Annotated in this window: 23 protein-coding genes and 1 pseudogene; 11 read left to right on the top strand and 13 right to left on the bottom strand. The window is 70.4% G+C overall.

The features are described 5' to 3' along the window. Positions 1-51 precede the first annotated feature (51 nt). Both lexA and AB0B91_RS42340 read right to left on the bottom strand, forming a co-directional pair. Entirely contained in the window at positions 52-711 is a 660-nt protein-coding gene (lexA, locus tag AB0B91_RS42345) for a transcriptional repressor LexA (protein ID WP_358332804.1), read from the bottom strand. Positions 712-780: 69 nt separating this feature from the next. Continuing rightward, a complete protein-coding gene (locus AB0B91_RS42340) occupies positions 781-1704 on the bottom strand; it encodes a LuxR C-terminal-related transcriptional regulator (protein WP_358332800.1) in 924 nt (307 codons plus the stop codon). Between the two features lie 237 nt (positions 1705-1941). Here AB0B91_RS42340 and AB0B91_RS42335 point away from each other — a divergent pair, with 237 nt between their 5' ends. From AB0B91_RS42335 to AB0B91_RS42325, 3 genes are all read left to right on the top strand, one after another. Further along, entirely contained in the window at positions 1942-2064 is a 123-nt protein-coding gene (locus AB0B91_RS42335) for a hypothetical protein (protein WP_358332798.1), read from the top strand. 61 nt (positions 2065-2125) lie between these two features. Then, complete coding sequence (locus AB0B91_RS42330; protein ID WP_358332795.1) at positions 2126-2251, top strand: hypothetical protein; 126 nt, start codon at positions 2126-2128, stop codon at positions 2249-2251. Positions 2252-2389: 138 nt separating this feature from the next. Next, positions 2390-4315: an ABC transporter ATP-binding protein gene (locus tag AB0B91_RS42325; protein WP_358332792.1), complete on the top strand. Its 1926-nt coding sequence runs from the start codon at positions 2390-2392 to the stop codon at positions 4313-4315. A gap of 20 nt (positions 4316-4335) precedes the next feature. Here AB0B91_RS42325 and AB0B91_RS42320 read toward each other — a convergent pair. Continuing rightward, positions 4336-4698 (bottom strand): annotated as a pseudogene (locus AB0B91_RS42320) (S24/S26 family peptidase); the annotation flags it as partial. A 131-nt stretch (positions 4699-4829) separates the two neighbouring features. Between AB0B91_RS42320 and AB0B91_RS42315 the strand changes: the two are divergent. After that, positions 4830-7052: a glycoside hydrolase domain-containing protein gene (locus AB0B91_RS42315; RefSeq protein WP_358332920.1), complete on the top strand. Its 2223-nt coding sequence runs from the start codon at positions 4830-4832 to the stop codon at positions 7050-7052. Between the two features lie 8 nt (positions 7053-7060). Beyond that, complete coding sequence (locus AB0B91_RS42310) at positions 7061-8341, top strand: glycosyltransferase (protein WP_358332789.1); 1281 nt, start codon at positions 7061-7063, stop codon at positions 8339-8341. A gap of 18 nt (positions 8342-8359) precedes the next feature. On the opposite strand, the gene AB0B91_RS42305 is transcribed toward AB0B91_RS42310, so the two are convergent. The 5 genes from AB0B91_RS42305 to AB0B91_RS42285 all read right to left on the bottom strand — a co-directional run bounded on the left by AB0B91_RS42305 (position 8360) and on the right by AB0B91_RS42285 (position 13668). Next, the gene (locus tag AB0B91_RS42305) at positions 8360-8980 is read right to left on the bottom strand and encodes a hypothetical protein (protein ID WP_358332786.1); all 621 of its coding nucleotides are present in this window, start codon (positions 8978-8980) and stop codon (positions 8360-8362) included. Continuing rightward, positions 8967-10523, bottom strand: a complete 1557-nt coding sequence (locus AB0B91_RS42300) for a VWA domain-containing protein (RefSeq protein WP_358332784.1) — start codon at positions 10521-10523, stop codon at positions 8967-8969. The genes AB0B91_RS42305 and AB0B91_RS42300 overlap by 14 nt, the downstream gene beginning before the upstream one ends. Further along, positions 10520-11662: a toxic anion resistance protein gene (locus AB0B91_RS42295; protein WP_358332781.1), complete on the bottom strand. Its 1143-nt coding sequence runs from the start codon at positions 11660-11662 to the stop codon at positions 10520-10522. The genes AB0B91_RS42300 and AB0B91_RS42295 overlap by 4 nt, the downstream gene beginning before the upstream one ends. 36 nt (positions 11663-11698) lie before the next feature. Continuing rightward, positions 11699-12772, bottom strand: a complete 1074-nt coding sequence (locus AB0B91_RS42290; RefSeq protein WP_358332779.1) for a hypothetical protein — start codon at positions 12770-12772, stop codon at positions 11699-11701. 137 nt (positions 12773-12909) lie between these two features. Then, positions 12910-13668, bottom strand: coding sequence for a neutral zinc metallopeptidase (locus tag AB0B91_RS42285; protein ID WP_358332777.1), 759 nt, complete (start codon positions 13666-13668; stop codon positions 12910-12912). A 141-nt stretch (positions 13669-13809) separates the two neighbouring features. Between AB0B91_RS42285 and AB0B91_RS42280 the strand changes: the two genes are divergently transcribed. Next, positions 13810-15138 (top strand): M1 family metallopeptidase, encoded by a 1329-nt coding sequence (locus tag AB0B91_RS42280; RefSeq protein WP_358332774.1) that lies wholly within the window; start codon positions 13810-13812, stop codon positions 15136-15138. An 8-nt stretch (positions 15139-15146) separates the two neighbouring features. On the opposite strand, the gene AB0B91_RS42275 is transcribed toward AB0B91_RS42280, so the two are convergent. Then, positions 15147-15698, bottom strand: a complete 552-nt coding sequence (locus AB0B91_RS42275; protein WP_358332771.1) for an isochorismatase family cysteine hydrolase — start codon at positions 15696-15698, stop codon at positions 15147-15149. A 160-nt stretch (positions 15699-15858) separates the two neighbouring features. Here AB0B91_RS42275 and AB0B91_RS42270 point away from each other — a divergent pair, with 160 nt between their 5' ends. Continuing rightward, positions 15859-16464, top strand: a complete 606-nt coding sequence (locus tag AB0B91_RS42270) for a TetR family transcriptional regulator (RefSeq protein WP_358332769.1) — start codon at positions 15859-15861, stop codon at positions 16462-16464. 2 nt (positions 16465-16466) lie between these two features. Here the strand turns inward: AB0B91_RS42270 and AB0B91_RS42265 are convergent, their stop codons facing one another. From AB0B91_RS42265 to AB0B91_RS42250, 4 genes are read right to left on the bottom strand one after another with little or no spacing between them, the layout of a single operon-like run. After that, a complete protein-coding gene (locus AB0B91_RS42265) occupies positions 16467-17501 on the bottom strand; it encodes a zinc-binding dehydrogenase (RefSeq protein WP_358332766.1) in 1035 nt (344 codons plus the stop codon). 47 nt (positions 17502-17548) lie between these two features. Beyond that, entirely contained in the window at positions 17549-18727 is a 1179-nt protein-coding gene (locus tag AB0B91_RS42260; protein WP_358332763.1) for an FAD-dependent oxidoreductase, read from the bottom strand. After that, on the bottom strand, positions 18724-18921 hold the full coding sequence (locus AB0B91_RS42255) for a ferredoxin (RefSeq protein ID WP_358332760.1): 198 nt from the start codon (positions 18919-18921) through the stop codon (positions 18724-18726). The genes AB0B91_RS42260 and AB0B91_RS42255 overlap by 4 nt, the downstream gene beginning before the upstream one ends. 31 nt (positions 18922-18952) lie before the next feature. Continuing rightward, a complete protein-coding gene (locus tag AB0B91_RS42250; RefSeq protein ID WP_358332757.1) occupies positions 18953-20182 on the bottom strand; it encodes a cytochrome P450 in 1230 nt (409 codons plus the stop codon). A gap of 235 nt (positions 20183-20417) precedes the next feature. Between AB0B91_RS42250 and AB0B91_RS42245 the strand changes: the two genes are divergently transcribed. The 4 genes from AB0B91_RS42245 (at position 20418) to AB0B91_RS42230 (ending at position 25934) form a co-directional block, all read left to right on the top strand. Further along, positions 20418-21041: a TetR/AcrR family transcriptional regulator gene (locus tag AB0B91_RS42245; RefSeq protein WP_358332754.1), complete on the top strand. Its 624-nt coding sequence runs from the start codon at positions 20418-20420 to the stop codon at positions 21039-21041. Between the two features lie 144 nt (positions 21042-21185). Further along, positions 21186-21551, top strand: coding sequence for a hypothetical protein (locus AB0B91_RS42240; protein ID WP_358332751.1), 366 nt, complete (start codon positions 21186-21188; stop codon positions 21549-21551). Then, on the top strand, positions 21535-22878 hold the full coding sequence (locus tag AB0B91_RS42235) for a lanthionine synthetase C family protein (RefSeq protein WP_358332749.1): 1344 nt from the start codon (positions 21535-21537) through the stop codon (positions 22876-22878). Before AB0B91_RS42240 ends, AB0B91_RS42235 begins: the two co-directional genes overlap by 17 nt. After that, on the top strand, positions 22875-25934 hold the full coding sequence (locus AB0B91_RS42230) for a lantibiotic dehydratase (protein ID WP_358332746.1): 3060 nt from the start codon (positions 22875-22877) through the stop codon (positions 25932-25934). Before AB0B91_RS42235 ends, AB0B91_RS42230 begins: the two co-directional genes overlap by 4 nt.

The following is a 25934-nucleotide window of genomic DNA, read 5'->3' as shown; positions in this document are numbered from 1 at the left end:
GGTAAGAACGCGCCGCGCTGATCTCGCTTCCGGGGCAGCGCGGCGCGGTGTTCAGACGCTGCGCAGGACCGAGACGACGATGCCCAGCACCGCGGCGTCGTCGCCGTCGATGATGTCGTAGGCGGGATTGCGCGGTTCGAGATGGACGTGTCCGTCGCGTCGGCGATACACCTTGACGGTGGCCTCACCGTCGATCATCGCGGCGACGATCTGGCCTGAGTGCGCCTCGGGTTGCTGCCGTACCACGACGATGTCGCCGTCGCAGATCGCGGCCTCGATCATCGAGTCGCCCCGTACGCGGAGGCCGAACAGATTGCCGCGGCCGGTGAGCTCGCGGGGCAGGGTCAGCGTGCCGCCCAGGTGCTCGTCGGCTGGGATGGGACTGCCCGCGGCGATGTCTCCGACCACGGGCACGGTCACCACGTCAGCGGCCGGTTCGGGTGCCGAGGCCCGCAGGAACAGCCGCACGTCGATCGGCCGGGTCATCGTCGTGCTCCGGCGGAGGAATCCCTTCTCCTCCAGGCTCTTCAGGTGTTTCGACACCGACGAGGACGACCGCAGCCCGACCGCGCGGCCGATCTCGCGGGTGCTCGGTGGGTACCCGTACCTGACCACCCAGTCTCGGATCGTGGCCAGGATCCGCTGCTGGCGCGGCGGCAGGGCCGAGAAGTCCAGGTACTCGAACGCGTCAGTATCGTCGTAGGTGGTCACGTGCGAAATGCTAAGGGCGCCGGCACCCACCGCGGAGAGGTCCAGGCCCGGCGAGTCAGCAGCCGTCTATCAGATCCAGCCCTGCTGTTTGGCGAGCAGCGCGGCCTGGAAGCGGTTCGCGGCGCCGAGCCGGTCGAACAGGTCGGCCACGTGCCGCCGGTAGGTCCGCAGGCTCACGCCCATCTCCCTGGCCGCGATCTCGTCCTTGTCGACGCTGGACAGCAGGTGCAGCACCTGCCGCTCTCTGGGGGTGAGGCTGGAGGCGGGGTGGGGTTCGAGGTCCACCGCGTGCGTCCACACCCGCTCGAACAGGTCCACCATCGTCGCGACGGCCCCCGCCTGGGAGATCATCAGGGCGCTCTGGGCGCAGTCGTCCGGCGTGGTGGGGACGAAGGCCACCGAACGGTCCACGATCACCATCTGCTGCCCGGCGTCGTCGACGAGCCGATGGTGGTCGCCGGCCCGATGCAGCGTGAGGCTGTACTCCATCAGCTCCGGGTCGGCCAGGCTCTTCCGGGAGATGATGGTGCGCCACCGGACGCCCTCGCCGAGCCGGTGAAGGTAGGCGGGCAGCATGTCCGGGCGGGGACGCCGCCGATCGGACTGCACGGTCAGCACCTCTCGCGCGTCGAGCGCCAGGGACCAGATCCGCTCGTCGATCTGGTCGATGCCGTCGATCCGCTCGATCGTGACCGTACGGTCGGGCCCGTGGCGTTGCGCGCTCAGCAGGTGCAGCGCCTTCCAGGCGTCCGCGATGCGGCGCTGCTCCGCGCTCGTCTCCAGCAGGCGTCGCCTGATCAGGCGGTCGATCCCGATCTCCGGGTCGACGGCGACGGGCCGGCCGTCCGGCTCCAGCCGTACGAGTTCCAGCGCCACCAGCCGCTCCAGCGCCGCGCTTGTGCCCACCAGGTCGGGGCTCGCCTCATCGCCGCATAAGAGGGCGCGGTACACGGTCTCGTCGAGCGCGGTCAATCCGAGACTACTGAGGCTCATGTGGGCTCCGAATAGTGCAACAGGGGCCGACGCGGTATGCCTGCGGATTGGCAGCAAACTGCACAGTCATGCAGTTTGCTGTCAGTCCCGCATGCTTACGCCCGTTGATCGTCAGTCGTTATTGTCCTGCTGTCGGCAGGGATGATCACCCATATCGCCTATGTCGGCTATCACCGGCAACCCCACCAGCCGGTCCGCACCAAGAGGAGGACCTCTATGTTCCGCGCTCTCAACAGGATGAGTGACCGTCTGCTCGGCAGGTTCCTGCCCTCCGCCACCGCCGAGGCCGATGTGTGCTTCTGGCACCCCTCCGGCTTCAGGTGCTGCATCATCGCCGGCAAGACGTACTGCGGCGTCTGAGCCAGAGCCGACGCAAAACCCACCGAAGAGGAGGACCTCTATGTTCCGTGCTCTCAACAGGATGAGTGACCGTCTGCTCGACCGGCTCCTGCCCTCCACCACCGCCCGAGCCGAACCCTGCTGGTGGGACCCCATCCTCCGCATGACGTGCTGCCTCTACTCCGGTACCAAGTACTGCCACCTGTGACGGTGGATGCCCAGGTTTGAGCATCACTGATGGCAGAGGGAGCACGGCGCCGGCCGGACGGGTCCTTGGCTAGCGCCGTGCTCCTGGCATTTCTCCGTGGGATCGCAGCTGCGCTCCGCTGAACCGTAAAGGACGCTGATGTCCTACCTCATGGCGGACTCCACGCTCAGGCGGGTCCGGGTCGCCGCGGCCCTCGCCTGGACGGCCCATCCGGCGGCGACCGTCGCCGCGGCGGTCCTGGGCGTCTTCGCCGGCGCGGCGCCGGTCGCGACCGCCTGGCTGACGAAGCTGGTGCTCGACGCGCTGGCCAGGGGCGAGGGTGCCGCCGCCCTGGTGCCGCTGGGCGGCGGCCTCGCCCTGGCGGGCCTGGCGGTCATCGTGCTGCCGCACGTGTCGGTGTACGTACAGGCGCTACTGCGTAGATCGCTGCGCCTGCTCATCTACGACCGGCTGTTCCGGGCCGTCAACCGCCATCCGGGACTCAGCCGTTTCGAGAACCCGGCCTTCCACGACACCCTCCGGCTGGCGTACGAGTCGAGCCACAACGCACCGGACCGGCTGGTCGTCGGCGCGCTGGCGATCGGCCAGGCACTCATCACCTTGTCGGGGTTTGTCGTCACGCTGTTCGCCGTCAGCCCGCTCATGGTGGCCGTCATCGTCGTCGCCGCGCTGCCCTCGGTACGCGTCCAGCTCATGCTCAGCCGGGAGCGGGCCGAGGTGATGTGGCAGATAACCCCCGCCATGCGCCGCCAGGTGTTCTTCGGCGACCTGCTCACCAGGCCGGAGGCGGCCAAGGAGGTGCGGCTGTTCGGCCTGGGCGACTACCTGCGCACGCGGATGCTCGACGAGGTGAGCGGCGTCAACCGCGCCGAACGGGACGTCGATCGCCGCACACTGCGCAGCCAGGGCATGATGGCGCTGCTCGGCAGCGTCGTGGCGGCCGGAGGGCTGCTGTGGGCCATCCTCAGCGCCGCCTCCGGAGGCATCACGGTGGGCGACGTGACGGTGTTCGTCGCGGCCGTGGCCGGGGTGCAGATGGCGCTGACGGCGATCGTCAGCCAGTGGGCGGACGCCCACAACGCCCTGCTGATGTTCGGCCACTACACGGCCGTGACCGACGCCGAGCCCGACCTGCCCGTTCCGGCCGAACCCACCCCGCTGCCCGGGTTGCGCGACGGGATCGAACTGCGCGACGTGTGGTTCCGCTACAGCGAGGAGCACCCCTGGATCCTGCGCGGGGTGGACCTGTTCATCCCGTCCGGGCATACGGTCGCCCTCGTCGGGGTGAACGGTGCGGGCAAGAGCACGCTGGTCAAACTGCTGTGCCGGCTGTACGACCCGGTCCGGGGGCAGATCAGCTGGGACGGGGTGGACCTGCGCGACGCGAGCCCGGACGAGCTGCGCGGGCGGATCGGCGCGGTGTTCCAGGACTACATGGACTACGACCTCACCGCCGCCGAGAACATCAAGCTGGGCGACCTGACCGCCGCCGACGACCATGACCGCGTCCACGACTCGGCCCGCCAGGCGGGCGTCCACGAGGCGATCACCGCACTGCCGCGCGGGTACGACACCATGCTCAGCCGCGTCTTCGGCGACCGCGACGACCAGGCCGGGGTCGCCCTGTCCGGCGGGCAGTGGCAGCGCCTGGCCCTGGCCCGCGCCTTCATGCGGTGGCGCCAGGACCTGCTCATCCTGGACGAGCCCAGCTCGGGTCTGGACGCCGAGGCGGAGCACGAGGTGCACAGCAGCCTGCGGCGCTACCGCGGCGACCGGACGAGCGTGCTCATCTCGCACCGGCTCGGCACCGTACGGGACGCCGATCTCATCGTGGTGCTCAGCGACGGGCGGATCGTCGAACGCGGCACGCACGACGAGCTCATGGCGGCGGGCGGCGAGTACGCCCGCCTGTTCACCCTGCAGTCCAGCGGCTACGAGCGCGGCTCCGCGTCAGGGGACGACGGGCCTGGGTATGACGGGTCCGAGGACGACGGGTCTGGGGACGACGGGCCCGAGGACAGCCTCCGCACGGCCACGCCCAGCACCCGGTCGGCCGGCAGGTAGCCCCACATCCGGGAATCGGCGCTCGACGTGCCGTCTCCCACGACGACGAGCGCGCCCTCGGGAACGGCCGCACCCGGCTCCGCCCGCGCGGCCGCCGCCACCTCGGCCGGCACCGGGTCGCCCGCCAGCGCGGCCACCCGCTTGATGACCCAGGCCGCGGCCTGGGGAGCGGGCAGCGGACCCGTGCTCCACCCGGTGCGTCCCGCCGGCTCGAACACCACCACTTCGCCGCGCCCCACCTCGCGCGCGGCAGCGCGGCGGACCAGCACCCGATCACCCGGACGGTACGTCGGCCACATGCTCATACCGCTCACCTGGACGACGACGAACCGGCGCCGGGCGACGACGACCGCCGCGGCCAGGACGGCGACGAGTGCCGCCACGAGGATGAGCGCGTACCACACGAGCCCCACTCTAGGCGAAAACGATCAATACCCGGCGGCTTAATGCCGTTGAACCAAGCCGTTCACCTCCTCGAAACCCAAGGTGGGCGCGTGCTGGGTAGAGTCCCGCCATCCTCGACAACGTTGACCCATTCATCGGCACAGCGGCGACCGACCTGCCCAGGGCACGCGGTCTGGCCGCCACTTGGTGGTGGCCGAAACCGCAGGTCGGCAACACCCACCCGGGTGCCACGTCACCACTGGGCATGGTGTCGGCCTGCGCCTACTCCGGCGCCTACCCCACCGGCTACGGGCGCTACACGAAGAACACCGAGGGCGTGCCCGAGGAGATGTTCGAGCGGCTGCAGGCGTCCGGGTTCACCCATTTCCAGCAATCCGGTACGGGCGCGATCCGCAAGTACTACAACTACGTGCGCGTCACCCCGATGGTGCAGCCGCTGGACATGCTGGGGGAGGCGTGGCCGCTGCACGACGAGGTGGCGGAGGCGGGCTACTACGCGGCCACCCTGGACACCGGGGTCCGCTGTGAGCTCACCGTGGGCCCCAAGGCCGCGGTGCATCGCTACACGTTCCCGCAGCACAGCAGCGCCCGTGTGGTGGTCGACCTGTCCTGCGGGGGCCTGGCCATCGAGCTCGGCCGCACCGTGCCGTTGCGGGCACAGGTGGAGAGCATGGGCCACGGCCGGGCCCAGGGCACGGTGGTGATGGAGGGCGTCCCGCTGTCGGTGTACGTGGAGGTCGACAGCCCGGGCTGGCGGCAGATGCTCTGGTACGACCGGCGGCTCATCGACGGCGGCACCCGCCTGGACTTCGACAGCATCCGGCACACCACGCTGCGGCCCTTCGGCCTGCTCTTCATGGGCCCGGCCGCATCGGGGCAGACCATCGAGGTGCGGCTCGGGTTCTCGCTGCGCGGGTGCGACCAGGCGCGCCAGAACCTGGAGCGCGAGTGCGGGCACGCCCAGCCGGCGTTCGACGCGGTACGTTCCCGGACCCGGGCCCGCTGGCGCGAGCACCTTGACCACGTCCAGGTCGAGGGTGGCACGCCGGCCCGCCGCACCGTGCTTGCGACGGCGCTCTACCATGCGCTGATCAAGCCCTGCTTCGCCGACGACGAAAGCCCGTTCTGGCCGACCCCCGGACCGTTCGCGTTCGACGTGTGCACCATGTGGGACATCTACAAGACACAGCTGCCGCTGCTCGCGGCCATCGCCCCGGACCGGGCCGCGGACCTGCTGGAGTCGCTGATCCGGGTCTGCGAGGAAGAGGGCAATTTCCCCATCGGCTACCGGATGGCTCGCGGCGCCGACCGGTTCTTCCGCCAGGCCAGCGCGCTCGTCCACACCGCGCTGGCGGACGCCCACGCTCTCGGCCGGACCGGCCTGGACTGGAACTGGGCGCTCGTGCACATGGTCGGCGACCTGCATCGTCTGTACGGCGAGGACTTCTTCGAGCACGGAGTGGTGCACCCGATCACGCACACCCTCGACCTCGCCTACGCCCACCACTGCACGGCCCAGGTCGCCCGGGCGCTGAACGACCGGGGCCTGGCCGACGATCTGGAGGAGCGCGGCCGCCAGTGGTCCAACGCCTTCGACCCGGGCACGGGGCTGCTGCGCGACTCGGAGTTCTACGAGGGCGGCAAGTGGAATTACTCCTTCCGGCTGCTGCACGACATGGCCGCGAGGATCGCCCTGGCCGGCGGCGACGGGGCCTTCATCGACAAGCTGGACAGGTTCTTCGGTTTCGGGGCCGCACCGGTGACGCAGCCCGGCCGGCGCCCGCGGGCGGCGGAGATCAGGGCCGGATACGCCCTGAACCGGTTCGAGGGGTTGAACAACGAGCCCGACATGGAGACGCCGTGGGCCTACCACTACGCGGGCCGTCCCGACCGCACCGCCCAGGTGGTGCACGCGGCGCTGACCTGGCAGTTCGGCACCGGACCCGGCGGGCTGCCGGGTAACGACGACTCCGGCGGACTGAGCTCGTGGTACGTCTGGGCGTCGCTGGGGCTGTTCCCGATCGCCGGCCAGAACCTGTTCCTGGTCAACGCGCCCGCCTTCCCCCGGGCCGTGCTCCGGGCCGGCGGCAACGAGTTCGTCATCGAGACCAGTGGGCACCGCGAGACGCCGATCGGCGTCGACGGCATCGATCGTGACCCACCGGCGCAGTACGTCCAGTCCGCGACCCTCAACGGCGAGCCCCTGCACGCCACGCACCTGAGCGCCGCCACCGTGCACCGCGGCGGCCTGCTGCACCTGCGGCTGGGCCCGGAGCCGTCGGCGTGGGGGCGGGGGATCCGCCCGCCGTCCCTGTCAGATCCGGTCAGATAGGAAGCACGATGATCCACCCCCGTCGCCGTCTCGTCATCGTGGTCCGGGCCGACCCGGTCATCTGTGGTCACTCCGGCGAGGCCCGTAACCTCGCCGAAGTGGCGCTGACCCGCGGGTTCGACGAGGTACGGCTGCTGACCTGGCCCATTCCGGCACTGCGGGCGGCCGGGCTGCCGCTCAAGCCGCTGGACCGGCTGCTGCCGTACAGCGCCGGGATCACCGTGGAGCGGCCGGAGGCGGTGGGGGACTACCGGGTGCCGGACGGGCGTCACCTGGCCGGACTCACCGGCCGCCTCGTCGAGCTGCTCGCCGAGCCGGTGCCCACGACCTGCCTGTCCATGTACCTCGTTCCGCACACCGCGGTGGTCATCGACGCGGTCGCGGCGGCGCGCGCGGCCGGATTCGCGCCCGACGTGCACACGGTGGCGAAAGCGGTCGGCTCCGACGTGACCAACGTGATCCGGTCGTGCCTGCGGGACGGCCGGTTCGGCGCGGCGACCGTGCTGTTCACCACGTTCCTGGCCAACGACGAGGTCGTCGCGGTCTCCGAGTACACCCGTGAGGAGATCGTCGCCTCGGCCGAGCAGGTGGACGCCTACTGCGGCACCAAATTCGCCGAAGAGTGCCGGCGCCGGGTGACCGTCAGCTACCCGCCGATCGACTCCGCCGCCTTTCTCGACCGGGATCCGGCGCGTGTGGACGCCGCACTCGCGCGGCGCGGTCTGGAGCGTGACGGGTACATCCTGTTCCTGTCCCGGGTGACGCGGGCCAAGGGGATCCACGACCTGGTGATGGCCTTCGACCGGATGCGCTGCCGGTCGCGGGTGAAGCTGGTCGTCGCCGGCACCGGGCCCGCGCTGGAGGAGGTGCGGGCGATGGCCAAGGAGGACGACCGGGTGGTCTTCCTCACCGATGTCGACGACCACGAGAAGTCGCTGCTCATGCGCGGCTGCGCGGCCTACGCCCTGCCCACCAAGCCCGAGCCCGACTTCGTCGAGACGTTCGGCATCGCCCTGGCCGAGAAGATGCTGGCGGGTGGTGGACCGATCATCACCACCGACACGGGCGGGACCCTTGAGGCGGTCGGCGACACCGCCGTCATCGTCGAGCCCGAGGACATCACCGGCCTGGCCGCGGCCGTGGACCGGGTGGTCCTGGACATGTCCGCCGCCGAGCGGCAGGACCTGGAGCTCCGCGCCCGCGCCCGCGCGATGGCCTTCGACCGGGCCGCGGTGTTCGACGGGCTCTTCCCGCAGGCGGCGCCCGCCGTCTACCGCCACACCGCCTGACGCTGGTCCGGGCTGACGCTAGTCCAGGTCCAGGTCCGAGCCGCCGAACCTGTCCCGTAGGAAGCGGCCCTGGTCACGCAGCGCCTGCTCGTCCCCGCGGTGAATGGCGTCGGCGACCTTGCGTAGCTGCGCGTCGAGGAGGGCGAGCTGGGCCAGCAGCTCCTCGTGCGCGCTCCGCTCGCGGTCCACCCTCCTGGTCAGCGCGTACCCCCGGGGCAGGTTCGCGTACGCCTCCAGGCTGGCGGGCAGGTAGCTGCGGATCGTCTGCGACACGACGTGCAGCTGGTCCGGTGAGGAGGCCAGCTGCTCGGCCCGCCCCAGCACACCCCTGATGACCTCGGCCAGCGCGGCCACGGCCGCGTGCACGTCGCCGGGGAAGCGGCGGTCGATCCGGCCCAGCAGCGCGTCGAGGTCGGCCCGCAGCCCCGCCGTCTCCACCTCCGCGTGCGAGATCGTCAGCCGCACCCGGTCCGGCGGCGCGAGCAGGGCGCCCACCCCGTACAACGCCGCCACGACCACCGGCCAGAACGCCCCCGCCAGCCCCAGGAAGTGCGCGGCGAGGCCGAGCAGCGCCAGCACGGAGCCGACGATGTTCCTGGTCGAGCCCAGGTACCGCAGCACCCGGTCACTGATACCCACGGATCTCCTTGAAGGCGCTGCTCAGCGAGCTGGACCGCGCGTCGAACACGGCCCCGCCGGTCAGCGTCGCGATCTTGCGCATCTCCTCGACGTCGCTCTCCCCGAACAGCACCACGAACGTCGGCGTGTGCCGCCGGGCCTCGGGCAGCAGCCGGTAGTGCGTCGCGAAGTCGTCGTAACCGGAGCCGTCGGTGTTCTCGCCGTCGGTCATCAGCACGATCGAGGAGTAGTGGCCGGGCAGGGCGGGCCGGTCGTAGGCGGCCGTGAGGCTGTCGTAGATCGCGGTGCCGCCGGACGCGTCCAGCCCTTCGGCGAACCGCTTGATCTGCGCCAGCACCGGCGCCGGGTCGCGTTCGGGGACGGTGAACGGCACCGGCGTGCCCGCCTGGCCGTTGAACGGGATCATCGTCACCGTCTCCCGGTTGCGGAAGCGGGAGAACGTTCCGGAGGCGGAGGTGTCCGCGCCGGTCAGCGCGATCAGCGCCTGCCGCAGCGCCTGGATGCGGTCGCCGTCCATCGAGCCGGAGGTGTCCAGCACGAACAGCGCCTCCGCCGGTACGCGCACCTGGTCGAGATAGGTGGCGATCAGCTCGTCCGCGGTGCGGCGCTGGTTCGGGAACGGCAGCTCGATGAGCTGCGCCGAGCCGAACCGCGGATCCAGCGCGACGCCGGGCACGATCGGCCGCCGGTGCGTGCCCGTCATGATCTCCTTCTGCACGGCCGGCGTACGCAGCCAGGCGGCCAGCTTGCCGTACAGCTCCTTCTTCTCCTCGGGGGTGGAGGCGAGCAGCGTGAGCGGATAGTCCGCGCTGACCACGCCGTCACCGGGATAGACGAGGGTGAGCGGGTCGCGCAGGCCGAGCAGGACCGACTCGTAGTTCACCATGCCGTCGACGCGGGGGTCGCGGGCGTAGGCGTCGGCCAGCCAGCCCGACGAGCCGGCCGTCAGCCGCTGCGCCGAGAAGAAGTCCTTCAGTTTGGGCGTCACCGTGCTGACCTGCTCGGCGCTGAGCGCCCCGTCCGCGTCGGACAGCGCGGCCGCCACCCCCACCAGCGCGGAGAATCCGGAGTTGGAGGAGGCCGGGTTCGTCATGCCGAAGCTGAACCGCCCGCCCTTGGCCGCCGCCGCGATGTCCGTCCACGAGACCGGCCCCCGATCCCAGCCCAGCTCCTTGGCCTTGGCCGGCTTGAGCCCCAGCACGACGGGAGAGGCCATGATCTTGGTCTGGGTGGACAGCTTGGCCGGGGCGCCGTCGATCAGCGACAGGTAGCGGTTGGAGGAGAACCAGATCGCGTCGAACCGGCTGTCGGCGCGGCCGCTCGCGACCTGCTCGGCGCCGTCGAGCGTGCCGGTGTACGTCAGCCGCACCCGCACCCCGATCTCGTCGGCGGCCCGGCCGAGCAGCGGTTCGAGGTCCTTGATCTCGCTGCCCGCCAGCACCCGCAGCACGTCGGGCCCGTCGGCGGAGTCGTCGTCTCCCGCCGAGCAGCCGGCGGCCAGCAGGGCCGCCGCCAGCACGACGGCCGTGAGCGTCCTTCTCATTGGGCGGACTCCTGGGCCCGCTCCAGGTACGTCCTGGCGTGCGCCAGCTCGGCGCCCAGGCTGTCGACGGTGGCCGCCATGTTGTCCACGGCCTGGGCCCGGAACGTGTCGATCAGGTCCATGGTCGCGTACACGTTGTCGAACGCCTTGCGCAGCGTGTCCAGGTCGACGGTCGTCGAGGCCGCCTGGTTCTGGATCTCCCCGGCCTGGGTGCGCAGCATCTCACTGGTGGCCAGGATCAGGTCGCTCGTGGTCGCGTTCAGCGCGGTGATCTGGTCGAGCACCAGCTTTTGGTTGGCCAGCGCCTGCGCCACCGTCACCGCCGTCCGCAGCGCGGCGACCGTCGTCGTGGTCGCCCGGTCCACGCCCTTGCTGAGCTCCAGGTTGTTCTTGCGGACCAGGTCGAGTGCCAGGTAACCCTGCGCTGAGACGGCCAGCTGGGTGAGGAGGTCCTGGTGCTTCTGCCGTACGGCGAACAGCGCGTCGGAGCGCAGCGCCGTGGCCCGCTGCTCGTCGGCCAGCGCGATGCGTTCCTCTAGGGCGGCGTCGATCGCCTTGGCCATGACCGCGTACTCCTGCAGTCGGGTCATCGCCTCCCACAGGTTCGCCTTCTCGCCCTCGATGGCGGCGTTGTCGCGCAGCAGCTCGTCCTGGCCGGACTTGAGCGCGCGGATGATGTCGTCGATGTGCTGCTGCGCCGAGTGGTACTTGGCGAAGTAGTCGCGCAGCCGGTCACCGAACGGGATGAGCCCGAGTAACCTGCGCGTCCCGCTCGCGGCCTGCTTGGGGTCCAGATCCACGATGGTGCGGCGGAGCGCGACGAGCCGGTCGGCCACTCTGGCCTGGGCGTCGGCGCCCTCGCCCCGCGACGCGCTCAGCGCCGCGACCGGCCGCTTGAGCATGCGGTTGGCCACCTGCGAGGCGGACCTGATCTCGGTGTCGCCCATCGAGGAGATGTCGTGCACCTTGCGGGCGAACTCCGGCGAGCGCGGGTCGAGCCCGTCCAGCTCGCCGGCGAAGTCCTGGGCCTTGGCGGCCAGCTCGCCGGCGCGTTCGCCGGACAGCGGCAGCGTGGTGGCCGCGGTCTCGACCGGTACCGGCGTGACCGGCGCGGGTGGCGTGAGCACCAGATCGGACACGTGGGGGATCTCCTTGCTCAAGGTCGGAAGGTCTGGCTACGGGCGGGACGCGGCGTCGACCGTGGTGATCAGCTTGTCCAGGCGCTCGTAGGTGGGCGGCTCGACGACGTCCACCAGCTCGGCCGCCCGCGCCCCGGTCTTGGCGACCTGGTCGGCGAAGGCGCGGGGGTTCGTCGTGCGGAAGCCGTGCGCGGCGGCCAGCGCGAGGAGTTCGGGGTCCTCGGTGAGCAGCCGGCCCACCCGCGTCCCCGGCTCGGCCAGCGGGACCAGGGTGTGCTTGCTGAGCACGGTCGGCGAGGGATAGACCAGCCGCATCTCCGGCTTGATCGCCCCGTCTGCGGCGAAGACGTGTGACAGGTACTGCGCCTCGTAGACGACCAGCATCGGCGTCTTGCCCGCGCCGAGCGCCAGATAGTCGTCGAACGAGGCCTCGCTCGTGGTCTCGGAGAAGCCTTGGTCGAGCACGACCGGCGCGACGATGGGCGCGATCTTGGCGATCTGGGCGTCGGAGCTGATCACGTCCTCGCCATTGGCGACGTAGCCGAGCGCCGACAGGTACATCGCGGCGCTGTTCGACGTACGAATGTCAGTGGTGGTAAGCAGTACACGCTTTCGCGCTTTATAAAGTGAATTACCGGGAATCTGATCCCACCGAGTGCCTTTTGCTACTAACTCTAGATATTTCTTTATATCGAGGGTTTGGTAGCCCTTGCCGGAATCGGTGAGCACCCCCACCTTGGCCAGGAGCCCGGCGATCGGCTCGAAGGTGGCCACCGCCATCGGCGAGTAGAACGGCGAGAACGTCGTGGTGGCTTGACGATCGTGCTTGATCTTCTCCGCCGCCGGGACGCTGGAGGGGAAGGCGAAGGCGTAGCGGCTCAGATCCACGTCGGTGACGATCTGCCGCGACCCGGCGGTGTCCACCTCGACCTGTAACCCGTGCTTGGCGAAGGCCGCCTTGACCCGCGGATCGTCGAAGAACGGCCGCTTCTCCGAGCCGATGACCCCCCGCACCACGGTGACCCCGGGCCCCTGGTTCCCGATGATGATCGCGACCACCACCACCCCGGCGAGAACGGCGGCCAGAGCCACGCCGATCCACCGCTTCATCGCATCCCATTTCGTGAAATGGCCCCCATGACTGGAATTATGGGAGGGCGATTGTCGGGGGTGCGCGGTGGAAGGGCGACCTTACGGCAGAATTCACCCGCCGTTCACGGAGTGTGGGCGTCGATGTGGCCGCTCGGTCAGCGGACCTTGGAGGCGGGAGCGGTGTAGGTGTTGCACGCCGACGGCGAGGCCGCGTCGAAGCCGCGTCGCTGCCAGTAGACGCGGTTCTTCGCCGTGCCGAACCCCTTGTAGTTTCCTTCTACCGCGTGCCGGTTGATGAAGTACTCGGAGCCGTGCGCACGGGAGTGCCCCAGCGAATCCCAGACACTGCCGATGAACGCGCCCGCCAAACAGATGCTCTGGAGCGAGCCCTTGGTGGTGAGCGCGAGGGCCTTGGCCTTGGGCAGTTTCTTGACGGCTCGATCTTCCTGGTCGACGATGCCGACCATGTTCTGCGCGTGATAGCCGTAGCCGATGGAGAGGCTTTCCAGAATTTCCGGGCTGTCGAGTTCGTCGGCCAGGCCGTAATCGGTGAGCATCAGGTAGATGGTCTTGTTGGGGATGCAGTAGAGGCTGTAGACGTCATCCGGGTGGTAGACGCCGCAGGCGGTCTTGATCCGATCGCCGTACTTCACGACCACCTTGGCCTTCTGGTAGCGGAATCCAGCCTTTGTCACCTGCGTCGACCAGGCTTTTTCCTGACATGCGGTAATGGCTTCGACGTACAGGCGGATCGCGTCGTGATCCTGGTTGACCTCAGGCTCTTCGCACGTCTGGGCGGGGAGTTTGCCCGTCTTGTAGAGCGGGTTCTTCGTCAAGGGGGAAGGGGCGGGGGCCGCGTGGGCTGTTCCGGTCAGCGATAAAAAAGTGACCAGGGCGGCGGCGAGAATGCGCATGAGAACGCACCCTAGTGGATCATGCAGTTACGGTCATGCCGGCGCGTAACCCTTGCTGTCACAGATATTGACGGGTGTGGCGAAGGAAGTTACGTTTCGTCGGCAGATCGGGGGCCCTAGCGTCACACAAGGAGCCAACCCATGATCCGAAAAACGCTGACGTTCTGTGCGATCGCCGCGTTGCTCATCGGACTCCCCACCGCCGCCCGGGCGGCCGACGCCACCCGTACACCAGGGTCGCCCACCTACACCGTGACTCTGACCAGCAACTCCTCGGGCACCACGTGGACCGGCCACGAGAGCGTCAGCTTCACGAACCCGTCCGCCGACCCCCTCAACGAGGTCTATCTGCGCCTGTGGGACAACTACCACGGAAGCTGCCCGTCCACCCCGATCACGGTCACGAACGTCAGCGGTGGCACGGCGAGCGCGCTGAGCGTCTCCTGCACGGCACTGAAGATCACCCTCCCCACGCCGCTCGCCCAGGGACAGAACGGCTCGGTCGGCTTCGACCTGAGCATCGTCGTACCCAGCGGCGCCGACCGGTTCGGCCACGACGGCGCGTACAACTTCATCGGCAACGCCCTGCCCGTGCTGGCCGTAAGAGACGGCGCCGGCTGGCACCTGGACCCGTACACCAACAACGGCGAGTCCTTCTACCAGCTCGCCAGCGACTACCGCGTCACCCTGGACCACCCGAGCTCGCTGCTCGTGCCCGCGACCGGCACCTCCGTGGACACACCCGGCAGCTCCGGCCGGACGATCACGACCGCGACCGCCACGCACGTCCGTGAGTTCGCCTGGGGGGCCGGCGCGTTCACCAAGACCACCGGCATGACCAGCACGGGCGTCACCGTGAACGTCTACCGCGTCAGCGGCATCAGCGCGGCCAGCGCCGCCTCGATGATGACCACCGCCACGGGCTCGCTGGTCGCCCACGCCGGTCGCTTCGGCGCCTACCCCTACGGCGAGGTCGACATCGTCCTGGACAACAACTTCTGGTTCGGCGGCATGGAGTACCCGGGGTTCGTGCTCGACCTGGTCAGCTCCACCGCGCTCGCCCACGAGCTGGCCCACCAGTGGTGGTACGGCATCGTCGGCGACGACGAGTACAACACCCCGTGGCTGGACGAGTCCTTCGCCGACTACGCCACCGACCTGTACCGGGGCATCACCGGCACCAACTGCTGGAACAGCGTCACCTGGGCGTCATCGGCCGAGCGGATCAGCAACTCGATGGCCTACTGGGACGCCCACTCCAGCAGGTACGGCACCGTCGTCTACACCTACGGCAAGTGCGCCCTGCACGACCTGCGCCGCCTGATCGGCACGTCGGCCATGCAGACGCTCCTGCACGACTACGCCGCCTCCCACTGGTACGGCATCTCCACCGTGGCCGACTTCAAGGCCGCCGCGCAGGCCGCCACGACGGTCAACCTGTCGTCGTTCTGGACCACGCACCGCATCTGACGTTTTCGTCAGCGCTCCGCTGCCCAGCCGGCCACGGTGGTGACATCCGCCTGATGGGGAAACACCTTCTCCGTCAGTACGTGATGCACCTCCGGGTCGGCGTCCAGACAGCCGTCGGCCAGAACGGTGAGGCCGAAGTCCAGGTCGGCCGCCTGGCGCACGGTGGACAGCACGACGCCGCTCGTGGCGATGCCGGTGAGAACGAGATGATCGATGTCACCGGCCCGCAGCACCATGTCGAGGTCACTGCCGGCGAAGGCGCTGACGCGTCGCTTGGTGACCAGGATGTCGCCCGGTTCGGGCGCCACGTCCGGATGGACCTGGGTGGCCTCGTCGCCACCGGCCGGTGGCGTGGCGCGCGCGAGCCTGCCGAACATCTTGTTGCGGGCGCTGATCTCCGGGTACCCGGGGCGGAACCCGACGACCACATAGATCACCGGAACGCCGCCCGCGCGGGCGGCGCCGATCGCCTCGCCCAGGCGTGGCAGGTAGGCGGGATCGGGGTAACGGTCGACGACGGCGCGTTGGACGTCCATGACGAGGAGAGCCTGCTTGGCCACTGTTGCCCTTCCTGAGATAAGTCATCAGCTGATTACTTGGCAGCAGCGTAGCCAGCTGCCAGAACCATGTCAACGCGTGATTACTTGCTGCCGTCGCAGGGCTATGCTGCGGTGACATGCCGGAGTTTCCGGCTCGATGACGTCTCGAGGGAGGTCGCCGGTGGCGACGAGAAAGACCGACGGGTCCGGACAGCCTGTCGGGGGTCGTCGGCGGCGGGACGCGGCCGCGACCCGTGAGGCGCTCCTCCAGGCCGCCCGCGACCGGTTCATCCGCCTGGGGTACGACCGCACGACACTGCGGGACGTCGCCGCGGACGTCGGGGTCAACCTCGCCCTCATCAAGCGGTACTTCGACTCGAAGGAGGGCCTGTTCAAGGCGGCGCTGGCCGGCACGCCCCGGTTCCTGGGGGGTGCGGACGAGTTCCCGCGAGACCGCGCCGCCCTCGCCGAGGCCCTCAGCCACCAGTTGTCGGCCGGCGCCTGGCCTGGCGAGCACCCGGTGCTGCTGTTGCTGCGTGTCTCCGGCGACGAGCGGGTGGACGGCCTGCGCAGGCAGGCGCTGCAGGACTTCAGCCGGCGCGTGCTCGAAGCCTCGAGCGAGGGGCGGGACGACGACGAACGCCTGCTGAGGGCCGAACTCCTGGTCGCGCTGGGTGTCGGCATCGCCGTCGTACGATCCGCGGTGGGCCTGCAGCCCTTGGGCGACGCGACCGCCGACGATCTGATCGGCCCGCTTCGCGACGTCGTCGACAGCCTGCTCGGTTAGCGCTACCGATGATCGTCGAACGTCACGACCACCTTCTCCGCCGCGCCCGGTGTCAGGGCGAGCTGGAAGGCCCGCTCGGCCTCGGCGAACGGCACGCGGTGACTGATCAGCCGGGCGAAACGCTCCTGATGCTCGGCGATTTCCGACGTGACCTCGAAGATCTCCGTGGGGTAACCCTGGGACGCGATGAGCGTCATCTCGCTCCTGAGCATCGCGCCGAGGTCGATGGCCTCCGACTTCTTCTGCACGGCGACCATGACGAGCTTCGCACCCCACTTCGCCGACGCCGTCGCGGTGTTGATGACGGCGGCGGCACCGGCCGCGTCGATGTAGATGTCGGTGTCCGGGCGGGTCGCCCCGAGAGCGTTGGCGCCCTCGCCATGGAGTTCCAGCAGGCGGGCCGTCACGTCCTGATGAGAGGAGTCGATGACGGCGTCGGCCCCGACCGCCAGCGCGGTCTTCAGGCGTTCGGCGATGACGTCGACCACGACCACGTGCTGGACACCGCGGAGTTTCAGCCAGATCGCGGCGCCGAGCCCGATCGGCCCGGCTCCGAACACCACGACCTTGTCCTGCGGCCGGGCTTCGGAGCGGTTGACACAGTGCCGGGCGACCGCCATGGGCTCGTTGAGCGCGGCGACGTCGAAGGGGAGGGAATCGGGGATGACCGCCACGCTCCTGCCGACGGCCGCGTCCTCGATGAGCAGGTAGTCCCGCATGCCGCCCAGCGCACCGCCGCAGCCGATGATGCCGGAGGGCGCGGCCTGCGGATTGACCACCACGCGATCGCCGACCGCCAGGCCGGTGACCTCGGACCCGACCTCGACGATCTCGCCGGCGGGCTCATGCCCCAGCGCCACCGCCCTCGTCTGTCCTTCCGGGCTCTGGGGCATGCCGCCCAGATGGATGAAGGTCGCGTCGGTGCCGCAGATGCCGCAGGCACGTACCCGTAGCAGCACGTCCTTGGGCCCGAGAACGGGACGTTCGAGCTCCACGACCTCGACCGCGCCCGGTGCGCTGGTCTGTACAGATCTCATTTTTGTGACTCCCATTGTTGTGACTCTCTTCCTGTGAGAAAGCGGGCTCAGGCCGCCAACGTCGCTTCGCCGACGACCTCGTGCCACTTGGCGCCGACCGCGATGGCCTGCCGCCAGGGGCGAAGGGCCTTGGGTGGCATACCGACCGAAAGCGCGCCGGCCAGCCGGTCGCCGGTACGGTAGGCGGCCACGAACCGGCGCTCGTCCAGATCCCCCTCCACCACCGCGACGGCGTCGTGGCCGCGCAGGTAACCGTGGGCCTGGATCTTCATGTCGTACTGATCGGACCAGAAGTAGGGCACCGGGGCGAACGCCCTGCGCGCCCCAGGGCGCAGGAGGTTGCGAGCGGCGGCCATCCCCTGTTCGGCGGCGTTGGTGCGGTGCTCGACGCGCATCCGCACCCCGAACAGCGGGTTGTGCCAGCGGGCGACGTCTCCGGCGCCGTACACATCCGGGGCGGCGGCACTGTACGCATCGCACACCAGGCCGTCGTCCACCGTCAGGCCGCTGCCCGCCAGCCACTCGGTGTTCGGCACCGAGCCGACGGCGATCAGGACCTCGTCCGCCTCGACCAGGTCGCCGCCCGCGAGGCGCACCCCGCTCCCGGTCGCCTCGGTCACGGTGACCCCGGTGCGCAGCTCGACACCGTGCTCAAGATGGGCCCGCGACAGCACCCGCCCCACCGCCTCGCCGACCGCGTGGGCCAGCGGCACCGGCGCGGGTTCGAGCAGGACGACCGCGCAGCCGAGACCCCGGGCCACGGCCGCGGCCTCCGCGCCGAGGAAACCGGCGCCGACCACGACCAGCCGCCGCCCGCGGCCCAGCCGGCCGCGCAGCGCCAAGGCGTCGTCCAGGGTACGCAGCACATGCGCGCCGTGGCCGGGCAGGCGACGCGGACGCACTCCGGTGGCCACGATCAGCCCGTCATAGGACACGTGCCCGCCGTCCGACAGCAGCACCGTACGAGTGTCACGATCGAGCCCCGTCGCGCTGACGCCCAGGCGAAGGTCGAGGTCGAGGGCGCTCAGGTCGTCCGGCGAGCGCAGGGTCAGCCGGTCGGGCTCCCATTGCGCGGTCAGGAGTTGCTTGGACAGCGGCGGCCGGTCGTAGGGAAGGTGTGGTTCGTCGCCGATGAGGGTGAGCGGGCCCGCGAAGCCCTCCCGGCGCAGGGTCTCGGCCGCCGCGAGTCCGGCGGCCGAAGCACCGGCCACCACGATCCTTTTCATGTCGTCACCAGCCGGATGGCCGCAGCCGGGCAGATCGCCGCGGCCTCCCGCACCCCGTCGTGGAGTTCGGCGGGGGGCATCTCGTCCAGCAGGATCGCGACGCCGTCGTCCTCTCGCTGGTCGAACACCTCGGGGGCGGCCAGGACGCACTGGCCGGACGCCACGCACTTGGGTTCGTCAAGTTCTACACGCATGGGACTTCTTCCTTCTGTTGTTGAGGGCTGGTCACCAGGTGACGGGCAGGGAGCGCAGGCTGTAGGCGATTCCTTCGAACGCGAACTCGATCTCATCGATCGGGGCGGCCAGGCGGAGCGTCGGAACGCGCCGGTAGAGCGTGCTGTACACGACCTGGAGCTCTACACGGGCCAGCGACTGGCCGAGGCACTGGTGGGGGCCGTAGCCGAACGCCTGGTGCAGCCGGGCGGACCGGCCCAGATCGAGCCGTTCGGGCTCGGGGAACATCTCGGCGTCCCAGTTCGCGGCGGACAGGTCGAAGATGATCCCGTCCCCGGCGCGGATGACCTGACCGCCGATCTCGATGTCCTCCCGGGCGATCCGGCGCACCCCGGTGTGCACGATCGTCAGATAGCGCAGGAGCTCCTCGACCGCGGCGGCGACGACCTTCGGATCATCGGTGTCACGCAGCACCGCGAGCTGGTCGGGGTGCTGCAGCAGGGCGAGCGTGCCGAGGGGGATCATGCTCGCGCTGGTCTCGTGCCCGGCGATCAGCACGGCCACCCCCATGGTGGCGGCCTCGGCGCGGGTCATCTCGCCGGCCTTGATCCGGGCGGCCAGCTCCGACAGCATGTCGTCGGCGGGGGCGGTCATCTTCCGCTCGATCAGGCCATCGAGGTAGCCGACCAGCGCGGTGCTCGCCTCCTGTGCCTGCCGCGCCGACGAGCCGTGGCTCAACGCGACAGAGCTGTTGTGGTGGAAAAATTCGTTGTCCTCGTACGGCACGCCCATGAGCTCGCTGATCACCAGCGTCGGCACCGGCAGGCCCAGTGCGGTGACGAGATCGGCCGGCTTCGGCCCGGCCAGCATGGTGTCGATCAGATCGTCGGTGATCTGCTGAATGGCGGGCCGCAGAGCCTCGACCTTCTTGACGGTGAACGGGACGTTGACCATCCGGCGGAGCCGGGTGTGCTCGGGCGCGTCGGTGTTGGTGATCAGTGGCGGTGTGACCTTCGCGACCTCCGCCCGGCCCCGGGTCATGTGGGGAAACCCGGGCAGGTTCTCGTCGATGCTGATCCGCGGATCGGTGAGCAGTGTCCGCTGGTCAGCGTGGCGCGTGACGAGCCAGGGCAGGCTGCCGTCCCAGATCCGCACCTTGGAGACGGGCGCTTCGGCGGTCAGTTGCCGTACGGTCGCCGGCGGATGGAACGGGCACCCGGCGTCCCTGGTCATCGGGTAGCCGGGAACGGATCCGGCGGTGCCGGTCAATGTGTCGGTCATGGGTCTCCCTCACGTCGATCTCGGGCCGGAACGGCAGGCTGTCGCCTAGCCGATCGGCAAGCCCATTCCTAGCCGATCGGCAAGCAAATAGGCCAGCCATTGTGACGCAAGTCACTTGTCGATCGGCAAGTTGGCTGCTTGCCGATCGGCAAGTTGGCTGCTTGCCGATCGGCAAGCTACGATCGAGGAATTCGGGAGATCGAACGCGGCGGGGACGCTGCGGTGAGGAGCAGCCGTGGCCGTCAAAGCCGTCCAGAAGGCGTCCGGTGAGCCCCATACGCGGGAGCGGCTCATCGACGTCGCGGTGCGCCTGTTCACTCGGCGCAGCTTCGCGGGCACGTCGCTCCAGATGATCGCCGACGAGATGGGGATCACCAAGGCGGCCGTCTACCACCACTTCCGCACCCGGGAGGAGCTGCTCACCGCGGTGGTGGAGCCGGTGCTGCGCCGGCTGCGGGCCATCATCGAAACCGCCGAAGCGAAACGCACTCCCCACGCGCGGGCGGAGCACCTGCTCGCCGGATATGTCGACCTGTCGGTGGAGCATCGAGCCGTGGTCGCCGTCTTCGCCAACGACGCCGGCGCGATCGAGATGCTGCGCGCCCAGCCCGAGACGAGCGACCTGATCAACCGCCAGCTGAACCTGCTCGCCGGCGTCACCCCCGGCCCGTCCGGGCGCGTCAACGCCGCCATGGTGATGGCGGGCATCGCCGCCGCGGCCGGTCCGGCACTGGTCCGCCTCGATGACGACACGCTGCGCAGGCATCTCACCGAGGCCGGCCGGCGCACCCTCGGACTCCGCGCTCCACGCCGTCCCAGCCACGACGCGACACCCCACGAACCGGCATCGACGGACTGACCCTTCGACCTCGTCCCGATCTCCGAACACCGCCGGCGGCACCCTGACGACCGCGCGGGCGCTCGTTGCCGATTTCTGGTCCTGGCCTTGCCGGATCGTGACACTATAGAGTCGCAAGGTAACTGTGAGGAAGGTGGCCAGGTCATGAGCCCGGCGGATGATGACTTCGATCTGGACATCCGGCTCGGCACCCCCGGGGTTCCCCGGCCGAGCACTCTCGACACCGACGTGACGAGCACGTGCATCACGGGGTGCCAGACCTGCGTCACCTGCAACACCTGCCCCGCGCTGTGCACGCACCAGACCAATTGCGACCAGCCGACCTGCCACACCTGCGGCCAGGAAACCTGCGAGACCTGCCACACCAACTGCGCCACGTGCCATGGTTGCCCGACCCAGGACACCTGTCCGGCCTGCCACACCGTACGGGGGCCGACGTGCGGTGACACCGCCTGCCATACCTGTGACACCTGCATCGACTGCGGATCGCGTCATGTCTGCCACGACTAAGAGCGCCTGGGCCCCGGTGTTGCCGAGCGCGATGGCCGCGAGAGCCGTTTCCGTCGCGCAAGAGGTGGCGGGCCGCATGCGCGACCCTCGGCAGGTCCGGGTCCATGCGGAGAACGCGAGCCGGCAGAGCGCTTTCGCCGCCTACCGGCGGTGGCGTCCGTCCGATGTCGCGCAGGGAGACGCGGGTCTGGCGCTGCTGTTCGGTTACCTGGACGCCTGCCTGCCGGGCGACGGCTGGGACAGGTGCGCGCACGAGTATCTGAGCCTGGCGGCGCGTGACGCTCAGGACATGACGCACGTACGGCCGAGTCTTTTCGGCGGCATCGCCGGTGTCGCGTTCGCCGCGCACTCGCTGTCGCGTGACGGCAGCCGCTACCGACGACTCCTCGGGGAGTTGGACCGGTGGCTGGCTCCCCAGGCGGCACAAGCGGCTCGCCGGCTGGCGCTGGCCGGTGCCGGCCTTCCGGTCGGCACGTTCGACGTGATCGCGGGACTGGCCGGGACCGGCGCCTACCTGCTGTGCCGCCGGCATGAGGCGGGTGCGGCGCGGGCGTTGGAGGCGGTGCTCGCCGGGTTGGTGGCGCTGTGCGAGGACCGTGACGGGCTGCCCAACTGGCATACGCCGATCGGTGCCATGGGCGCCGACGAGCCCATGGCCCGCCAGTTCCCGCACGGCAACCTCAACTGTGGCCTGGCGCATGGCATCCCTGGTCCGCTGGCCCTGATGTCGCTGGCGATGCGGGCGGGGATCACCGTTCCGGGGCAGCGGGAAGCGGTCCAGCGGGTGACCGACTGGCTGGCCGAGCACCGCGCGGACGACGCGTGGGGCGCGAACTGGCCGTCCGCCGTCGCCCTGCCCTCCCCGGACTCGCCCCCGGAGCAGCCGAGACCCGGCCGCAGCGCCTGGTGTTACGGCAGTCCAGGGGTGGCGCGGGCGTTGTGGCTGGCCGGTTCGGCACTGGACGCGCCGAAGCTGCGCGCGCTGGCGGTAGAGGCGATGGCCGCCACCTACCGCCGTCCCCTCAGCCGGCGGTTCATCGACTCGCCGACCTTCTGCCACGGCGTCGCCGGGCTGCTGCAGATCACCACGCGCTTCGCCAACGACACCGGGGACGCGATGTTCGGCCAGGCCGCCGCCGAGCTCACCGAGCAGATTCTGGGGCTCTACCAGCCGGATCTTCCGCTCGGCTTCGGCGACCTGGAGCCCGGCGGCAACCGCGTGGACCAGCCGGGGCTGCTCGACGGCGCCCCGGGGGTCGCGCTCGCCCTGCTCGCCGCCGCCACCGACGTCCCGCCGGCGTGGGACCGGCTCTTCCTGCTGTCATGATCCTCCGTCGCCCGCTCTACCGTCCGCTCGACTGGCTCGTGGTACGCACCCCGCTACTGCCCGTCGAGGACTACCTGGCCCTGGGCGAAGGGCCCCCCGACTGCGTCCGCGGGACCGCGTTGCCCGCGGACGCGCGGATACGCCGTGCGCTGCTGGTCGGCGGCGGTGATCTCCCGCGTGCCCTGGCCCGGTCGTTCAAGGACGACCGGGCAGGGCGCAAATCGGCCCGCAAGCTCCGGCGCTACCTGACCCGGATGTCGACCCGGCCGACCCCGTACGGCCTGTTCGCCGGGGTCGGCCTCGGCGCCTGGGGCGAACGGACCGGTCTCACCCTGACGGCCGACCAGCCCCGCATCCATACCCGGCCGGACATGGAATGGCTGCTGTCCCTGGTCACCGAGTTGGAGCGCCGCGCGGAGGTGCGTACGGGGCTGCGCTGGTTCGCCAACCCGGCGGCCTTCGTCCAAGCGGGCCGCGTCCGGCTCGGTGAGCGCGCGCCGAGCGGCGACGGAGCGGCCGGATCGGTCTCGCTGCGCGCCACCGCGCCGGTCCTTCGCGCGCTGAAGGTCGCCCGCGCACCGGTTCCCTACCAGTGGCTGTTCGACGAACTCACCGGCGGCTCGGCGGCGACCGCGGACAAGGTCGCCCGGCTGCTTGAGCAGTTGTGGGCGCACGGCGTGCTGTTGACCGACCTCCGGCCGCCGCTGACGGGCGGCGATCCGGCCCGGCAGGTGGCCCGGCGGCTCGCGGAGCTCCCCGCGACCCACACCGAGGCCAAGTCGCTCGACCACTTGCTGGCGGCGATGAGCAGGTGGGATCGGCTGCCTCCCGAGGCGGGCGCCGACCGCTTCGCCGATCTCGTCGAACAGGCCGAGTCCGTGCACCCCGCCGCGCCCGGCCAGGCCCGGCTGCAGAGCGACATGGCGCTCCCGCTGGGCGGCCGGACGGTTCATCGAAGGGTCGCCGTCGAGGTGGCCAGGGCCGCCGAGCTGATGCTGCGGCTGTCCCCGATGCCGAGAGGCGCGGCGGCCCTGGACTCCTACCGGCGCGCGTTCGAGGCGCGCTATGGGAAGAAAACCGAGGTTCCCCTTCTGGAGTTGCTCGACCCCGAGATCGGTCTCGGCCCGCCGGAGTACTCGCAGGGCTCCGGAACGGCCACCGCGAACCGGCACCAGATACTGCTGAACCTGGCCCTGGAGGCGATCAGGGACGGCCGGCGCGTCGTCGACCTGGATGAGGCGGCCCTGACCGCCCTGGAGACCTGGGAACCGTCGCCCTCGGCCGCCCCGACTTCGCTCGACATTTCGGTATTCGTGCTGGCGGCCTCTCCAAGCGCCGTCGACGACGGCGACTTCTCGCTGGTCATCGGCCCCAACCAGGGCGGCGGCGCCGCCGGGCGTACGCTGGGCCGCTTCGCCCACCTGATCGGCCACGACGCCGTGGCCGCCCTGGCCTCCGCCGCGCGGGCCGAGGCCGCCGTCCGCCCCGGCCGGCTCTGGGCCGAGGTGGACTACCAGCCGCGCAGGGCGCGCAGCGGCAACGTCACGATCCGGCCGCTCGTCCGCGACCACGCGATCGTGCTCGACGCCGTTCCCACGGCGCCCGGCCGGGCCGTACCGGTGGACGAGCTGTTCGTCGGCGTCCGCGACGGCCGCTTCGTGGTGCGGTGGCCGGCGCTCGATCGGGAAGTGACGGCCTGCGCGGGACACATGCTCACCGGCCGGCAGGCGCCCGCGGTCGTCCGCTTCCTCGACGAGGTCGCCTGCGCCGGTCAGCCGCGGCTCGGCGGGTTCGGCTGGGGCCCGGCGGCGCAGTTCCCCTTCCTGCCCAGGGTCCGGGTGGGGAGGGTGATCTTGACCCCGGCGATCTGGCGGGTGCCGAGCATGCCGCCGGGCCTGTTCGCCGCCTGGCGGGAGCAGTGGCGGCTGCCGAGATACGTCTACCTGACCTTCAGCGACAACCGGCTCCTGCTCGACCTCGCCGACCCCGCCCAGCTCGACGAGGTGCACCACGAGCTCGGGCTGCTGCCCAAGGGCGGGACACTGATCCTCCACGAGGCGCTGCCCGCGCCCGAGGACGCCTGGCTGCCCGGAGCCGACGGCCACTACATCAGTGAGCTGCTGGTCCCCGTGGTGCTCGACCATGAGCAACCGCCGCCACCGGACACCGTACGCCGGGCCGTGCCGGTCACCCGGTCGGTTCAGGCCACCGATCGTGTCCGCCCGCCCGGCAGTGACTGGCTCTACGTCAAGCTGTACCACGCGCCGGAATCGGCGGACGAGCTGATCGCCGGCCCCGTGCGGGAGTTCGGCGCCACCGTACGCGCCGACGGCCTGGCCGACGAGTGGTTCTTCCTGCGCTACGCCGATCCGGAGCCGCACCTGCGCTTCCGGTTGCGCGGCGACCCCGACGCGCTGGCCACCGTCCTGGCGCCGCGGCTGTTCCGCTGGGCGACCTCGCTCATCGACGCCGGACGCTGCGGTCGCTTCTGCGTCGACACCTACGACCGGGAGGTCGAACGGTACGGCGGCCCGGACGGGCTCGCCGTGGCCGAAACGCTGTTCGCGGTGGACAGCGAGGCCGTGGCTGACCTGCTGAACCTCGATCCCGGGCTCGACCGCACGCTCACCGCCGCCCGTACGGTCGACGACCTGCTCGCCGCCATGGGCCTGGACGAGGCCGGGCGCGCGACCTGGTACCGCGAGCGAGCCCCCGACGGCCGCACCACCGGCACGGCATACCGGAAACGGCAGACCGATCTCCGCTCAGCGCTGGGCGATCCCGCCTGGCCGAGCGCTCAGCCCGCCGGACCAGAGCTCGAACAGCTCCTCCGCGACCGCGCGGCCGGTATCCGGTCGGTCACTCGCCGGCTCGACGACCTGGACGCGCGTGGTGCGCTCTGGGTGCCCAAAGCGCATTTGATGTCCAGTTTCGTGCACATGCACTGCAACCGCCTGCTCCCCGGAGGCCCCGCGAGCGAACAGCGACTACTCGGTCTGCTGTCCCGCACCCGCGAAAGCCTCTTGCGCGCACCGCTGCGCACTGATCACGTATAG

The organism is Nonomuraea sp. NPDC049141 (assembly GCF_040648415.1).
Taxonomy (GTDB): domain Bacteria; phylum Actinomycetota; class Actinomycetes; order Streptosporangiales; family Streptosporangiaceae; genus Nonomuraea.
Note: the sequence above shows the minus strand (reverse complement) of the source record. Positions and strands in the feature narration are given on the sequence as shown.

What these genes read in the sequence shown, in the direction of transcription:
- AB0B91_RS42290 (WP_358332779.1), bottom strand. Translation starts at nt 12,772, where the DNA reads ATGAAGCGGTGGATCGGCGTGGCTCTGGCCGCCGTTCTCGCCGGGGTG.
- AB0B91_RS42230 (WP_358332746.1), top strand. Translation starts at nt 22,875, where the DNA reads ATGATCCTCCGTCGCCCGCTCTACCGTCCGCTCGACTGGCTCGTGGTA.
- AB0B91_RS42335 (WP_358332798.1), top strand. Translation starts at nt 1,942, where the DNA reads ATGAGTGACCGTCTGCTCGGCAGGTTCCTGCCCTCCGCCACCGCCGAG.
- AB0B91_RS42280 (WP_358332774.1), top strand. Translation starts at nt 13,810, where the DNA reads ATGATCCGAAAAACGCTGACGTTCTGTGCGATCGCCGCGTTGCTCATC.
- AB0B91_RS42300 (WP_358332784.1), bottom strand. Translation starts at nt 10,523, where the DNA reads ATGAGAAGGACGCTCACGGCCGTCGTGCTGGCGGCGGCCCTGCTGGCC.
- AB0B91_RS42265 (WP_358332766.1), bottom strand. Translation starts at nt 17,501, where the DNA reads ATGAGATCTGTACAGACCAGCGCACCGGGCGCGGTCGAGGTCGTGGAG.
- AB0B91_RS42235 (WP_358332749.1), top strand. Translation starts at nt 21,535, where the DNA reads ATGTCTGCCACGACTAAGAGCGCCTGGGCCCCGGTGTTGCCGAGCGCG.
- AB0B91_RS42325 (WP_358332792.1), top strand. Translation starts at nt 2,390, where the DNA reads ATGTCCTACCTCATGGCGGACTCCACGCTCAGGCGGGTCCGGGTCGCC.
- AB0B91_RS42330 (WP_358332795.1), top strand. Translation starts at nt 2,126, where the DNA reads ATGAGTGACCGTCTGCTCGACCGGCTCCTGCCCTCCACCACCGCCCGA.
- AB0B91_RS42260 (WP_358332763.1), bottom strand. Translation starts at nt 18,727, where the DNA reads ATGAAAAGGATCGTGGTGGCCGGTGCTTCGGCCGCCGGACTCGCGGCG.
- AB0B91_RS42340 (WP_358332800.1), bottom strand. Translation starts at nt 1,704, where the DNA reads ATGAGCCTCAGTAGTCTCGGATTGACCGCGCTCGACGAGACCGTGTAC.
- AB0B91_RS42240 (WP_358332751.1), top strand. Translation starts at nt 21,186, where the DNA reads ATGAGCCCGGCGGATGATGACTTCGATCTGGACATCCGGCTCGGCACC.
- AB0B91_RS42250 (WP_358332757.1), bottom strand. Translation starts at nt 20,182, where the DNA reads ATGACCGACACATTGACCGGCACCGCCGGATCCGTTCCCGGCTACCCG.
- AB0B91_RS42310 (WP_358332789.1), top strand. Translation starts at nt 7,061, where the DNA reads ATGATCCACCCCCGTCGCCGTCTCGTCATCGTGGTCCGGGCCGACCCG.
- AB0B91_RS42255 (WP_358332760.1), bottom strand. Translation starts at nt 18,921, where the DNA reads ATGCGTGTAGAACTTGACGAACCCAAGTGCGTGGCGTCCGGCCAGTGC.
- AB0B91_RS42285 (WP_358332777.1), bottom strand. Translation starts at nt 13,668, where the DNA reads ATGCGCATTCTCGCCGCCGCCCTGGTCACTTTTTTATCGCTGACCGGA.